Annotated in this window: 12 protein-coding genes, 1 pseudogene and 1 riboswitch; of the genes and pseudogenes, 8 read left to right on the plus strand and 5 right to left on the minus strand. The window is 72.1% G+C overall.

Annotated features, from left to right (window positions below):
• Positions 1-32: 32 nt before the first annotated feature.
• Entirely contained in the window at positions 33-1,679 is a 1,647-nt protein-coding gene (locus CLT75_RS25960) for an NlpC/P60 family protein (RefSeq protein ID WP_209310387.1), read from the minus strand.
• 222 nt (positions 1,680-1,901) lie between these two features.
• Here CLT75_RS25960 and mqnE point away from each other — a divergent pair, with 222 nt between their 5' ends.
• Genes mqnE through CLT75_RS25975 form a run of 3 tightly spaced genes read left to right on the plus strand, consistent with a single transcriptional unit; the run spans position 1,902 to position 3,818 of the window.
• Positions 1,902-3,071, plus strand: a complete 1,170-nt coding sequence (gene mqnE / locus CLT75_RS25965; RefSeq protein ID WP_013283566.1) for an aminofutalosine synthase MqnE — start codon at positions 1,902-1,904, stop codon at positions 3,069-3,071.
• 7 nt (positions 3,072-3,078) lie between these two features.
• Complete coding sequence (locus tag CLT75_RS25970; protein ID WP_135242862.1) at positions 3,079-3,507, plus strand: MarP family serine protease; 429 nt, start codon at positions 3,079-3,081, stop codon at positions 3,505-3,507.
• 26 nt (positions 3,508-3,533) lie between these two features.
• Entirely contained in the window at positions 3,534-3,818 is a 285-nt protein-coding gene (locus CLT75_RS25975; RefSeq protein ID WP_135242863.1) for a DUF4229 domain-containing protein, read from the plus strand.
• 71 nt (positions 3,819-3,889) lie between these two features.
• Here CLT75_RS25975 and CLT75_RS25980 read toward each other — a convergent pair whose 3' ends face one another.
• Positions 3,890-5,230, minus strand: a complete 1,341-nt coding sequence (locus CLT75_RS25980; protein WP_135242864.1) for a C39 family peptidase — start codon at positions 5,228-5,230, stop codon at positions 3,890-3,892.
• A 205-nt stretch (positions 5,231-5,435) separates the two neighbouring features.
• Between CLT75_RS25980 and CLT75_RS25985 the strand changes: the two are divergent.
• The 4 genes and pseudogenes from CLT75_RS25985 to CLT75_RS26000 all read left to right on the plus strand — a co-directional run.
• Positions 5,436-6,749 (plus strand): annotated as a pseudogene (locus CLT75_RS25985) (M14 family metallopeptidase); the annotation flags it as partial.
• A 120-nt stretch (positions 6,750-6,869) separates the two neighbouring features.
• Positions 6,870-6,963: riboswitch (cobalamin riboswitch) on the plus strand.
• A 107-nt stretch (positions 6,964-7,070) separates the two neighbouring features.
• Positions 7,071-8,003, plus strand: coding sequence for an ABC transporter substrate-binding protein (locus CLT75_RS25990; RefSeq protein WP_135242866.1), 933 nt, complete (start codon positions 7,071-7,073; stop codon positions 8,001-8,003).
• A 77-nt stretch (positions 8,004-8,080) separates the two neighbouring features.
• Positions 8,081-9,175, plus strand: a complete 1,095-nt coding sequence (locus CLT75_RS25995; RefSeq protein ID WP_135244134.1) for an iron ABC transporter permease — start codon at positions 8,081-8,083, stop codon at positions 9,173-9,175.
• The gene (locus CLT75_RS26000) at positions 9,172-9,951 is read left to right on the plus strand and encodes an ABC transporter ATP-binding protein (protein ID WP_135242867.1); all 780 of its coding nucleotides are present in this window, start codon (positions 9,172-9,174) and stop codon (positions 9,949-9,951) included. Before CLT75_RS25995 ends, CLT75_RS26000 begins: the two co-directional genes overlap by 4 nt.
• Before the next feature lie 408 nt (positions 9,952-10,359).
• Here the strand turns inward: CLT75_RS26000 and CLT75_RS26005 are convergent, their stop codons facing one another.
• From CLT75_RS26005 to CLT75_RS26015, 3 genes are all read right to left on the minus strand, one after another.
• Positions 10,360-11,118, minus strand: a complete 759-nt coding sequence (locus CLT75_RS26005; RefSeq protein ID WP_135242868.1) for a VOC family protein — start codon at positions 11,116-11,118, stop codon at positions 10,360-10,362.
• Positions 11,119-11,212: 94 nt separating this feature from the next.
• Positions 11,213-11,950 carry an ABC transporter permease gene (locus tag CLT75_RS26010; RefSeq protein ID WP_135242869.1) on the minus strand — a complete coding sequence of 246 codons (738 nt, stop codon included), beginning with the start codon at positions 11,948-11,950 and terminating at the stop codon, positions 11,213-11,215.
• A 9-nt stretch (positions 11,951-11,959) separates the two neighbouring features.
• Positions 11,960-12,847: an ABC transporter ATP-binding protein gene (locus CLT75_RS26015; protein ID WP_135242870.1), complete on the minus strand. Its 888-nt coding sequence runs from the start codon at positions 12,845-12,847 to the stop codon at positions 11,960-11,962.
• 149 nt (positions 12,848-12,996) lie between these two features.
• Here CLT75_RS26015 and CLT75_RS26020 point away from each other — a divergent pair, with 149 nt between their 5' ends.
• Complete coding sequence (locus tag CLT75_RS26020; RefSeq protein ID WP_135242871.1) at positions 12,997-13,317, plus strand: type VII secretion target; 321 nt, start codon at positions 12,997-12,999, stop codon at positions 13,315-13,317.
• Positions 13,318-13,328: the final 11 nt, after the last annotated feature.

The following is a 13,328-nucleotide window of genomic DNA, read 5'->3' on the forward strand; positions in this document are numbered from 1 at the left end:
GGCCCGGGAGCACAGCCGGAGTGGCGGTTGGGTCAGTCGGCGCTGCTGCTCGGGCTGGCGGAGCCGCTGCCGGACGTGCTGCTCGACGGGGCGACGCTGCTGCTGCTCGGCGCGGCACTGCTGGTGTCCGGCTCGGCGCTCGCGCTCTGGCTCGGCTCCGGCTCCGCCGACTCACTGGGCGGCGGCGTGGTCGGCGCCGGGCTGGACGTCGTCGGCGTCGGCGTCGGCGTCGGCGTGGTGGGCTTCGGCGTGGTCGGCGTCGGCTTGGGCGTGGTCGACGGCTTCGGGGTGGTGGGCGTCGGCGTCGGCTTCGGCGTGGCCGACGGCTTCGGCGTGGCCGGCACCGTGGGCGGCGGGGCGGGCGTGGCCGGGGCGGGAACCGCTCCGATCACCCGGGTCGCGGCGTAGAGCCGGGACCAGCGGACCACCGAGATCTTGACGACGTCGCCGGTCCGCGGCGCCTCCACCATCTTGCCGTTGCCGATGTACATGGCGACGTGGTGGACGCTGGTCCAGCTGCTGCTGGAGGCGAAGAACAGCAGGTCGCCGGGGAGCAGGGCGTTCGGCGAGACGGTGCGGGACCGGGTGGCGAAGTACTGGTCCTTGGCGACACGGGGCAGGCCCCGGTAGCCGGCCGCCTGGTAGGAGGCGAGCATCAGGCCGGAGCAGTCGAACCGGTCCGGGCCCTCGGCCGCCCACAGGTAGGGGTCACCGAGCTGGGCGAGGGCGTAGCGCACGGCGGCGAGCGCCCGCGGGTCCGCCACCAGGCCGTCGATGCTCTGGTCGACCACGTACGAGGTGCCGAGCCGCTGCTCGGCGGCGTCCGCCAGGCGCTCGATCTCCAGCAGCTTGGCCGCGTTCTCCTTGCGCAACGCGACGAGTGCGGTCTCCTGCTTGCGCAGGTCGGTCTCGGCGCGGGTGAACTCGGCGGCCTTCTCGGTGGCCCGGCGCTGGGCCGACTCGTGTGCCTTCCGGGCGGCCTCCTCGGCGCTGGTGGCGCGCAGGAGTTCGCCGGTCACCGACGTGGTGGCGCCCTCGGCCTTGTCGCCGCGGGTGATGCGCTGGAGGTTGGCGAAGTCGCGCAGGCTGGCGCCGAACTCACCGGGCGGCAGCGCCGCGTCGGCCTTCACGGCGTCGGCGGCGGCGCTCTTGGCGTTGTCCTGGGCGCGGCGGAGCGCGTCCTGGGCCTCCTTGAGCCGGGCGGCGGACTGGGTCAGCTCGGTCTGTGCGGCGTCCCGCTCGGTCTTGATCCCGAGCAGCGCCTCGCCGAGCTGGGTGACCCGGGCGTCGAGCTGGTTGATCTGCGCGATCAGCGGGCCGTCGGCCGGGTTGGTGACGCCGGTGGTGCCCGGCAGGCCCGTCGCGCCACCCGGGGTGGTGACGCCGGGCAGACCCGGGACGGTGCCGGGGAGGCCGGGAACGGTGCCCGGCACGCCGGGAACGGTGCCGGGTACGCCGCGGACGGTGCCGGGCGAGCCGGGCAGCTGCAGCGGGCCGGTGACCTGGGGCCGGGAGCCGGTGTCGGGCACGACGTCGGGCAGCGGGTCGGCCCAGGCGGGTGTGGCGAGCGCCGCGGCCGCGACCGCCCCCAGGAGGGCGGACCAGAGCGCCGGGCGCAGGATCGGTGAGATCACCGGCTGCCGTCCTCGTCGCCGTCGGGCCTTGGTGCTGTGAGCCATACCGCTCCCCGTCCGGTCTGGGGTCCGTCACGCGTGGTTGGGGCGTGTCGGGACAGGACGGCCCTGGTGTGTGTTCCGCCCCACCCTGTCTTACCTCACGGTTGCGACGATGTCGATGTGCGGAGCGTGACCACGGGTGAACCGGCACGCCCAGGTCGGCGGCCGGTCGGACCCGCGACGTACGCTCGATCGGGAACCCAGGTGGAAGGACGTGGCTTTCGGATGGACGCCGGACTCAAGCGCGAACTCGAGGCGAAGGTGTACGCGGGGGAGCGGCTGACCCGCGAGGACGGCATCGCCCTCTACGCCAGCGACGACCTGACCTGGCTGGGCCGGCTGGCCCACCACAGGCGTACCGAGCTCAACGGCGACCGGGTGATGTTCAACGTCAACCGGCACCTGAACCTGACGAACGTCTGCTCCGCGTCATGCGCGTACTGCTCGTTCCAGCGCAAGCCGGGCGAGAAGGACGCCTACACGATGCGCATCGACGAGGCGGTCCGCAAGGCCAAGGAGATGGAGGACGAGCAGCTCACCGAGCTGCACATCGTCAACGGCCTGCACCCCACGCTGCCCTGGCGCTACTACCCGAAGGTGCTGCGCGAGCTGAAGGCCGCGCTGCCGAAGGTCAACCTCAAGGCGTTCACCGCCACCGAGGTGCAGTGGTTCGAGAAGATCAGCGGGCTCACCGCCGACGCGATCCTCGACGAGCTGATGGACGCCGGCCTGGAGTCGCTCACCGGCGGTGGCGCGGAGATCTTCGACTGGGAGGTCCGGCAGCACATCGTCGACCACAACTGCCACTGGGAGGACTGGTCGCGCATCCACCGGCTGGCCCACTCGAAGGGCATGAAGACGCCGTCGACCATGCTCTACGGTCACATCGAGGAGCCCCGGCACCGGGTCGACCACGTGCTGCGGCTGCGTGAGCTGCAGGACGAGACCGGCGGTTTCCAGGTCTTCATCCCGCTGCGCTACCAGCACGACTTCGTCGACTCGGCGGACGGCAAGATCCGTAACCGGATCCAGGCCCGGACCACGATGGCCTCGCCGGCCGAGTCGCTCAAGACGTTCGCGGTCTCCCGGCTGCTGTTCGACAACGTGCCGCACGTGAAGTGCTTCTGGGTCATGCACGGGCTGTCGGTCGCGCAGCTCTCGCTGAACTTCGGCGTCGACGACCTGGACGGCTCGGTCGTGGAATACAAGATCACCCACGACGCCGACTCGTACGGCACGCCGAACACCATGCACCGCGACGACCTGCTGCACATGATCTGGGACGCCGGCTTCCGTCCGGTCGAGCGGAACACCCGCTACGAGATCGTCCGCGAGTACGACGGCCCGCCGTCGCTGGCGGAGCGCCGGTCCGAGCCGCAGCAGGTCTGGGCCTGACCTGGCGATGAGCGACGAGGAACAGCAGCGCGGCTTCCCCCGGCGCGACGCCGAAGGGCGCATCCTCACCCTCGGTGACCTGCTCGGGGTGAGCCTGGCCGGCCTGGTCATCGGGGTGCTGGCGCTGCTGGTCTTCGAGTGGGCGTTCGCCACAGTCGGCGACAGCGGCTTCGGGGGTACGAACGGCTGGCTCGCGGTGATCCTGCCGCTCTGGTTGTTCTGGGACGAGTTCCGGGCCTGGGAGTTCGGCGCCGCCCGGGTGGTGGCCGCGCTGGCCGGTCTCGGGCTCGGCATCGTCGCCGGTCTGCTGGCCGCGGGCCTGGCCTCCGGGCTGCCCGCGCTGTTCACCGGCGCGTTGGCCGCGGCGGTGTTCACCGTGGTCTACGGCGTCATCTGGTTTCATGGCGTGCACTGGCTGGCCCGGCGTACGGGCTGAGGCACGGAGAGAGTGGGAATGCGGGAATGAGCGCGGCGGTCAAGTACACGCTGGGCCGGGTCGGGCTGTTCGTCGCCGTGCTGGCAGCCCTCTGGTTCGTCGAGATGAACATGTTCCTGCGGCTGATGGTGGCGCTGATCTCCTCCGCCGCGCTGTCGTTCTTCCTGCTGCGCAACTGGCGGGACGAGATGGCCGGCGAGATGGCGGAGGCGTCGGAGCGGCGTCGCGCGGAGAAGGACCGGCTGCGCTCGGCGCTCGCCGGTGACGACGAGCCGGGCGCCGAGCCGGACACCGAGCGCCGCGACGGCTGAGCGGACGAACGATGGGCCCGGCGCCGGACACGGCACCGGGCCCTACGTCGTTCACCGGCCGGCCGAACCGTTCACCAGTTGGTCGAGCCCGGGACGACCGGCCACGGCCGGTCGGCCGGCTTGATCAGGTACGCGATGCCGCCGGAGCCGGAGGCCACCGTGCCGTTGGCCCGGTAGCGCTTGGTGCGCAGCCAGATCTGCTCGAACTGCTCCCGCTTGTAGACGTTGCGGACCGCGTCGTTCGACGAGGAGGCCGGGTCGTTGACGATCACGTCGCCGTCGGCGGTGAAGCCGACGATCACGAACAGGTGCCCGGAGGTGCCGTAGTTGGCACCGTCCAGCTCGCTGGCGAGGAACGACTGCGAGGTCACCACCGGGATGCCCGCCTTGATGAACCGTTCCGCCTCGTCCAGCGAGTGCAGCCGGGTGACCCGCGCCTCCAGGCCGGGGAAGCTCGCCGCGTACGCGGTGTTGAACGGCCAGTTGCCGGCGCCCTCGTACTCGTAGTCGTAGGTCATCCGGGCGGCGTGGTCGACAGTCGGGTCGGGGTAGGAGGGGTCGACCCAGGAGGTGTCCTCGGCCGAGGGCTTGCGACCCCAGTACTCGACGACCATCTCCGTCGAGGTGGGTGAGCACCACGCCTCACCGCCGCCGTCGTACTCGGGGTACTCGCCGATGTGGATGTTCTGCGAGTAGCGCGGTACGGCCAGCTCGGTGCCCCAGGCGATGCCGCCCCGGCTCGGCGTGACGGTGAACCGGTCGGGCACGTTCGACGCCATCGCGCCGAGCATCCGTACCTGCGGCGCGGCGGCCTGGCTGGGCGCGCGGTAGAGGGTCAGCCGCAACTGGTACGAGCGCAGCAGCACCCCGGCGTCGGCGTCGTCGACCGAGAACGTGTCGGTCCAGATGCTCGACCACGGGTCGCCCTGGCCGTCCAGCGTGGAGCGCTTGATGTCCTGGTCACCGGAGGCCCAGCGGCCCATGACGTACCAGGGGGTCTGCGCCCCGGTGTTGTACGTGCCGTGCAGCTCGACCTGGATCCAGGTGCCGGCCGGGGTGGCGGCGTTCCACGACGCGACCATCTCGGTGGCGTCGAAACCGATCCGCCGCTCGGGCGAGGTCCAGGTGGCGTACTCCCAGGTGCGGGTCGTGCCGGTGTGCTCGTCGGTGAACTCGGTGGTGCCCGCCGGGCGGTCGATGGTCAGCGCCGGGTGGCGCCCCGGTACGGCGCGGGTGCCCTGGTGGGTGCCGGTACGCCAGTCGGGGAAGCGGGAGAACTCCTGGAAGGTGATCTGTTCGTCGTGCGTGACGCCCGGTCGCGGGGCTTGTGCCTGGACCGGTGCGCTGGTGCCGAGGAGGGTGAGCGCGGTGAGGCCGGCGAGGGCGGCCGCGCGCATGGGTCGTCCGAACATGGCAGCTCCACAGGGAGACGGCATCGTTGCCGTTCACTGTCGCGCTTGGCGGGAAGTTTCGCCAGATGTTCAGGCATAGAAAATCATTGCCGAAGTGACGATCAGGTCGGGATGACCCAAGGCAAAGACAGATATTGATATGACCATGTGTCTCCTGGTGGAGTGTGCGGACAACGGGATCTCCCGTACCCCCAGGAGGTTGTCCATGGCCTTCCGTGCCTCTCCGCTCCGCCGCCGGCTGGCGCTCGCCGCCGCCGTCGGCCTCACCATCGTCGCCGCGGCCGCAGCCCCCGCCGTCGCCCGACCCGCACCGGAAGGCTCCGGCGAGCCGACCACCGTCGCCTACCGGGTGCTCGGCCCGCGTACGGCGGCCGACCGCACCGCCGTCGCCTCCACCGGTGCCGCGATCGACTACTCCGAGCACGGCGTGCTGCACGTCACGGCGACCAAGGCCGAGGCCAACGCGATCACCCGGCTCGGATTCCGGCTCGAGAAGGACGTGGTGCCGGAGCACGCCGACGGGGGCATGACCGCCAACGCGTTCCCGCCCGCCGACTCGAACTACCACGACTACGCCGAGCTGACGGCGGTGGTGAACAAGGTGGTCGCCGACCACCCGACCATCGCCCGGAAGCTGAGCATCGGCACGTCGTACCAGGGCCGGGACCTGATGGCGGTGAAGATCTCCGACAACGTCGCCACCGACGAGGCCGAGCCGGAGATCCTGTTCAACGCCCAGCAGCACGCCCGTGAGCACCTGACCGTCGAGATGGCGATCTACCTGCTCAACCTCTTCACCGACAACTACGGCAGCGACTCCCGGATCACCAACATCGTCAACTCGCGGGAGATCTGGATCGTCCCCACCGTCAACCCGGACGGCAGCGAGTACGACATCGCCACCGGCTCGTACCGCTCCTGGCGCAAGAACCGGCAGCCCAACAGCGGGTCGACAGCCATCGGCACCGACCTGAACCGCAACTGGGCCTACCAGTGGGGCTGCTGCGGCGGCTCGTCCGGCACGAAGTCGTCGGACACCTACCGGGGCCCGTCCGCCTTCTCCGCCCCGGAGACCGCGGCGCTGCGCAACTTCGTCAACAGCCGGGTCGTCGGCGGGGTGCAGCAGATCAAGGCGAACATCGACTTCCACACCTACTCGCAGCTGGTGCTCTGGCCGTACGGATACACGTACAACAACACCGCCACCGGGATGAACACCGACCAGTACAACACCTTCGCCACCATCGGGCGGCAGATGGCGGCGACGAACAACTACACCCCGGAACAGTCGAGCGACCTCTACATCGCCGACGGCACCAGCATCGACTGGATGTGGGGCGCCCACAAGATCTGGGCGTACACCTTCGAGATGTACCCCGGCTCGGCCTCCGGCGGCGGCTTCTACCCGCCGGACGAGGTGATCCCGGCGCAGACCTCACGCAACCGGGAGGCCGTGCTGATCCTGTCCGAGTACGCCGACTGCCCGTACCGGGCGATCGGCAAGCAGAGCCAGTACTGCTGACCTCACCACCGGGCGGGAACCCCGGTTCCACCCCCGCCGGGGTTCCCGCCCACCCCGCCCGTCCGGACGATCTCCGCTGGTCGTGCGCTACCGTGGCACCGACCGTGCCACAGCGAAGCCGGTGTGAAACCGGCGCTGTCCCGCAACTGTGATGCCCCGTACGCGCGGCGCCGGCCTTCCGCCGGCGCCGACGGACGTGGGACGAGCCAGGTCGCCTGAGGCCCGGTCGCGACACGCGCTCTCGAGGAAGGGCGCCTCGCGGACGGGCCTTTCCCCCTGTCGGCGAAGCACCACACTCCTCGACCGACAGGAGGCCCCATGTCCCGACGTACCCCCCGGCTCTTCGCCACCGCGCTCGCGGCCGGCGTGCTGCTTCTCGGCGGCTGCGCCGAGAAGACCTCGACCGACACCCCCGCCGCCGGCGGCTCCGGCGGCGCGTTCCCGGCCACCGTCGGCAAGCTGACGCTGGAGAAGCGGCCCGAGAAGATCGTCTCGCTCTCGCCGACCTCCACCGAGATGCTCTTCGCCATCGGTGCCGGCAAGCAGGTCACCGCCGTCGACGACCAGTCGAACTACCCGGCCGAGGCGCCCCGCACCGACCTGTCCGGCTACCAGCCGAACGCCGAGGCGGTCGCCTCCCGCAACCCCGACCTGGTGGTGATCTCCGACAACCTGAACAAGATCGCCGACCAGCTCGTCGCGCTGAAGATCCCGGTCCTCCAGATCCCCGCCGCGGCCACGCTCGACGACACGTACCGGCAGCTCACCGACCTGGGCACGCTCACCGGCCACCGGTCCGAGGCGGACGCCGTCGTGCAGAAGATGAAGGACGACATCACCGCGCTGACCAAGGACCTGCCGAAGCGTACGGAGAAGCCGACCTACTACCACGAGCTGGGCCCGGAGCTGTACAGCGCGACCAGCAAGACCTTCATCGGCACCATCTACGCGCTAGCCGGCCTGGAGAACATCGCCGACGCGTCCGACGCCGACGGGAAGAACGGCGGTTACCCGCAGCTCTCCCAGGAGGTCATCGTCAAGGCGAACCCCGACTTCGTCTTCCTCTCCGACACCAAGTGCTGCAAGCAGAACGCCGACACGGTGAAGGCGCGCAGCGGCTGGTCCGGCATCACCGCCGTGAACAACAACCAGATCGTGGAGCTGGACGACGACATCGCCTCGCGCTGGGGCCCGCGCGTGGTCGACCTGCTCAAGGTGATCGTCGACGCCACCGCCAAGGTCCCGGCCTGACCGTGGCCCTACGACAGGCGGACTCCGCCCCGAACCCGGCCGGTACGCCTCGGGCGTCCCGGCCGGGCATCCGGCCGCTGTCCCGCCCCGGGCGGCGCGGGGCGCCCGGCGCCGTCGGCGCCCCGGTCCGGCCCGCCGGGCTGCGTAAGCGCTGGCTGTTCGCCGGTGTCGTGGCGGTACTCGTCGCGCTGGTGGCGGGCGTCTCCCTCGGCCCGGTCAGCCTGCCGCCCGGCAGCGTCGCGGCCGAACTGCTCAACCTGCTGCCCGGTGTGCACCTGGACAGCGGGCTCACCGAGCGGGAAGTCGCGATCATCACCGAGCTGCGGCTGCCCCGGGTCGTGCTCGGCCTGCTCGTCGGCGCGCTCCTCGCCCTGGCCGGCGGCTGCTACCAGGGCGTGTTCCGCAACCCGCTGGCCGACCCGTACCTGCTCGGCGTGGCGGCCGGCGCCGGATTCGCGGTCACCGCGGCGATCGTGCTCGGCGCCGGTGCAGGCGGCGCGCTGACCGGGCTGCCGATCACCATCCCGCTCGCCGCGTTCGTCGGGTCGCTCGGCGCGGTCGTGCTGACGTACCTGCTCGGCGCGGCCGGCGGCCGGGACCGGTCCCCGGCCACGCTGATCCTGGCCGGCGTGGCGGTGTCGGCGTTCTTCGCCGCCGGGCAGACGTACCTGCTGCAACAGCACTCCGACAACATCCAGCAGGTCTACTCCTGGCTGCTCGGACGGCTCGCCACCGCCGGCTGGCACGACGTGTGGCTGGTCCTGCCGTACTTCGTGCTCACCTCCGTGGTGGTGCTGCTGCACCGGCGCGAACTGGACGTGCTCTCCGTCGGCGACGACGAGGCCGCCGGTCTCGGTCTGCATCCGCAGCGCTCCCGCTACCTGCTGATCGCCGCCGCGTCGCTCGGCACCGCCGCCGCCGTCTCCGCGTCCGGGCTGATCGGCTTCGTCGGCATCATCGTGCCGCACACCATGCGGCTGCTCGCCGGTTCCAGCCACCGGGTGATCCTGCCGCTGTCGATGCTGTTCGGCGGCGCGTTCCTGGCCCTGACCGACGTGGTCGCCCGTACCGCCGCCGCACCCGCCGAGATCCCGATCGGCGTGGTTACCGCGCTGCTCGGCGGCCCGTTCTTCGTGCTGGTCCTGCGGACCGCCCGCCGGGTGGCGATGTGAACGCCCCCGCGGTGCGCGTCCACGACCTGCGCGTCGCCCTGGGCGGCACCCCGGTCCTGGCCGGCGTCGACCTCACCGTCACGGCGGGCGAGTGGGTCACCGTGATCGGACCCAACGGCGCCGGCAAGTCGACCCTGTTGCGCGCCGTCGGCGGCCTGCTGGCCGCACCGGGCGAGGTGGCCCTCTTCGGTACGCCGATCGGCGCGCTCCGCCGCCGCGACCGCGCCCGGATCGTGGCCACCGTGGCGCAGTCCCCGGTCGTACCGATCGGCATGTCGGTGTTCGACTACGCGCTGCTCGGGCGCACCCCGTACATCCCGCCGCTGGGCCGCGAGTCCGCCGCCGACCTGGCCGCCGTGCACGAGGTGCTGGACCGGCTCGACCTGGGCCCGTTCGCCCACCGCGAGCTGGCCACCCTCTCCGGCGGCGAGCGGCAGCGCGTCTTCCTGGCCCGGGCGCTGGCCCAGGGCGCCACCCTGCTGCTGCTCGACGAGCCGACCAGCGCGCTGGACATCGGGCACCAGCAGGAGGTGCTGGAACTGGTCGACCAGCTCCGCCGCGCGCACGGCCTGACAGTGCTCGCCACCATGCACGACCTCTCCATCGCCGGCGAGTACGCCGACCGCCTGGTGCTGCTCGCCGACGGCCGGGTGGCAGCCGCCGGGCCGCCGGAGGAGGTGCTGACCGAGGAGTTGCTGGCCCGCCACTACCGCGCCCACATCCGAGTGATCCCCGGCGACCACGGCCCTTTGGTGGTCCCCGTCCGCCCCACCTGACCCCCCGCCGCCCTTCCCACACCGTTGATCTTGCACTTCAGGCCCCGGCAAAAGGTGCATATATCGCGTCGAGGGGGCCTCAGCTGCAAGATCGACGGAGGGGTGGCGGCCCTGCTGCTGGACTGCCCGCCCCCGGCGTTCGCCGTCTCGAATCCCGGATCAGCGTCCCGGCTGCCGGGATGGCGGATGAATCTTGGTGCGAACGGGCCCTCCTGGGGGCCGCTCCGTACCAAGATCTCGGCCGTCCTCGCCTCCCCCCGGCGATCTTGCAGTTCAGGCCCCGACAGAAGGTGTGTATGCCGCATGGCGAGGGCCGTAACTGCAAGATCTACGGCGGAGCCGGGCGGGGTGCGGGCGGAACCGGGCGGGCGCGGGCGGGACCGGGGGCGGTGCGGGCGCGGGGGTGGGTCAGCGGAGGGTGGAGATGGAGAAGAGGGCGCCGGACGGGTCTCGCAGGGCGGCGCTGCGGCCGGCCGGGTTGTCGCGCGGCGGTACCAGGATCGTGCCGCCCAGCTCCGCGGCCCGGGCGGCCACCGCGTCGGCGTCCTCCACCGCGAAGTAGACCGCCCAGTACGCGGGCAGGTCCTCGGGCATCGGCTCGGCTCGGGGCAGCATCCCGGCGACGATCCGGGCGCCGCAGCGCCACCCGGTGTACGCGACCGGCCCGGCCGGACGTTCCTCCGGATGCCAGCCGAAGACCAGCGCGTAGAACTCCTTCGCGCCCTCCGGGTCGGGGGTGACCAGCTCGTTCCAGCACATAGCGCCGGGCGCGTTGTACAGCTCGGCCCCGCGCATCGCCATCGGCTGCCACACGCTGAACACCGCGCCGGCCGGGTCGGCGAGCACCGCCATCCGGCCCTGCTGGGCGACGTCGAACGGGGAGACGACGACCTGCCCGCCGGCCGCCTCGACCCGGGTGGCGACCAGGTCGGCGTCGTCGGTCGCCACGTACGTGGACCAGACCGGCACCTGGTCCGGGGTACCGGGCGGGCCTGCTCCGGCGACCGCCTGACCGTCCTTGCGGAAGACGGTGTAGCCGCCGGCTTCCGGTTCGGGGGAGATCTCTCCGGTCCAGCCGAACAGCTCGGGGTAGAACCGTCGTGCGTCGTCCAGACCGGGCGTGGCCAGGTCGGTCCAGCAGGGCGTGCCGGGCTCGACGCCGTTCACGGTGACCCCTCTCGCCGGGGGCGGCTCCGCGCGCCCGCCCTGTCGGCATCGTGGCACCGCCGGGTCGGCCACCGGGCCGGAACCGGACAAAAGGTCAGCTGAAGCGGCGTCCCTCGTCCCGCCGGTACGCCCAGCCGGCGAGCGCGGCGAGCACCAGCACCCAGACCACGAGCATCACCAGCGCCCGGGTGTCCGGCCGGAAGTCGGTGACCGCCGCCCAGATCAGTTCCACGGCGCCCCGGGTCGGCAGGTAGGGGGCGATGGCCTTGATGAAGCCGGGCGCGTCCTCCGGCCCGGAGAGCAGGCCACCGCCGAACGCGAGCGGGAAGAAGATCACCTGCGCCACCACGATCGCGGCCTTGCTCGGCAGCGAGTAGCCGATCGCCAGGCCGAGCAGCGTGAACGGCACCGAGACCACGGCGACCGCGCCCAGGCCGAGCAGGAACTGCACCGCGCTGACCCGGGCCTCGGTGGCGACCGCCGCGATCACCACCACCGGGATCATCGAGACGTAGGTCAGGACCACCCCGGCCAGGATCCGCCCGGCCAGCCGCGGCGCCGGCCCGGTCGGCAGGGTCCGGGTGTACGGGTTCCAGGGCTGGTCGCGGTCCTCGGAGACGCCCACGCCGTACTGGAAGATGTTTGCGGTCATCACCGCGAACGTCACCATGGCGGCGGTGGCGTAGGTGGCGCCGGCCGGGTCGTCGCCGGCGAACGGCACCACGAAGAAGAGCATCGAGGCGGCGGGGAAGAACGCGCTGCCCACCACCGCCACCGGCACCCGGATGATCTCCAACAGGTGGTAGCGGGCGTGGACCAGGGCGAGCGGCACGGCGGTCTCCTAGGCGGGGGTGGGCGCGGGCCGGTCGTCGGCCGTGATGGCGAGGAACGCCTCCTCCAGCGAGGTGGGCCGGACCTCCAGATCGTGGAACGGCACCCCGGAGGTGACCAGGTCGCGGACGAGCTGGTCGGCGTCGGTGGTGAGCAGGTGCACCCGCCCGTCGGCGCGTTCGGTGGTGACCACGCCCGGCAGCGCCGGCAGGTCGTCGGCGACCAGGCTGACCCGGCGTACGCCGACGATCCCGCGGATCGCCGCCACCGAGTCGTCGGCCAGCACCCGCCCGTGGCCGATCACCACCACCCGCTGCGCGAGCGCCTCCACCTCCTCCAGGTAGTGGCTGCTCAGCAGCACGGTGCCGCCGTCGGCGTGGAAGCCGCGGATCGCGTCCCAGAGCGCGTGCCGCGCCTCCACGTCGAGGCCTGTGGTCGGCTCGTCGAGCACCACCAGCCGGGGACGGCCGACGAACGCCAGCGCCACGGCGAGCCGGCGACGCTGGCCGCCGGAGAGGCCGCCGGTCTGCCGGCGTACCTGGTCGGCGAGGCCGAACCGGTCGAGCAGCTCGCCGCGGGGCACCGGGTCGGGGAAGTGCGCGGAGACGAAGTCGACCACCTCGCCGACCCGCAGCGTGCCGGGCAGCCCGGTCTCCTGCGGGGTGACGCCGAGCTGCCGCCGGCTCGCCGGGTCGCGCGGGTCGCCGCCGCACAGCTCGACCCGGCCGGCGGTGGGACGGCGCAGCCCGACCAGCAGGTTGATCAGCGTGCTCTTGCCGGCGCCGTTCGGGCCGAGCAGGCCGACCAGCTCCCCGGACCGGACGGTCAGGTCGACCCGGTCCAGCGCCAGCACGTCGCCGTAGCGGCGGCTGACCTGTTCGGCCTGGGCCAGGATCATCGGCGATCTCCTCGGGCGGAAGGGCTGTGCCTCCCCTGTCTACCGTGCGTGCGCCAGCCCTGCTGTCCCCTGACCGGGCGCTCGCATCCCCTAGTCTGGTGGCGCCGTCGACGACGGTGGAAGTTCCGACCGGACACTGGGGAGGGTCCGTGACCAGTCCGAGCAGGAATCTCGACGTCCAGCCGGAGGCGCTGAGGGCGTTCGCGCTCGCCTCCCGGGACCGGTCCACCCGGTTCCGCGAGCTGGAGCGGGCGTTCCGCGACGGCCATGTGGCCCGGCACTCCTTCGGCGTGATGCCCGCGTCGTTCAGCCTCGCCGCCGCGTACGAGCAGCAGTTCGAGGCGTGCCTGCAGGGGCTGGCGGACGGCGCCGAGACCATGCTGACCATCGCCGCGGGCCTCGCCGAGACCGCCGCCGCCTACGACGACACGGACTCGGCGAACGACACCATGTTCACCGCCGGCGGCTGAGGGGGAGCGGG

The organism is Micromonospora sp. CNZ285, assembly GCF_004637285.1.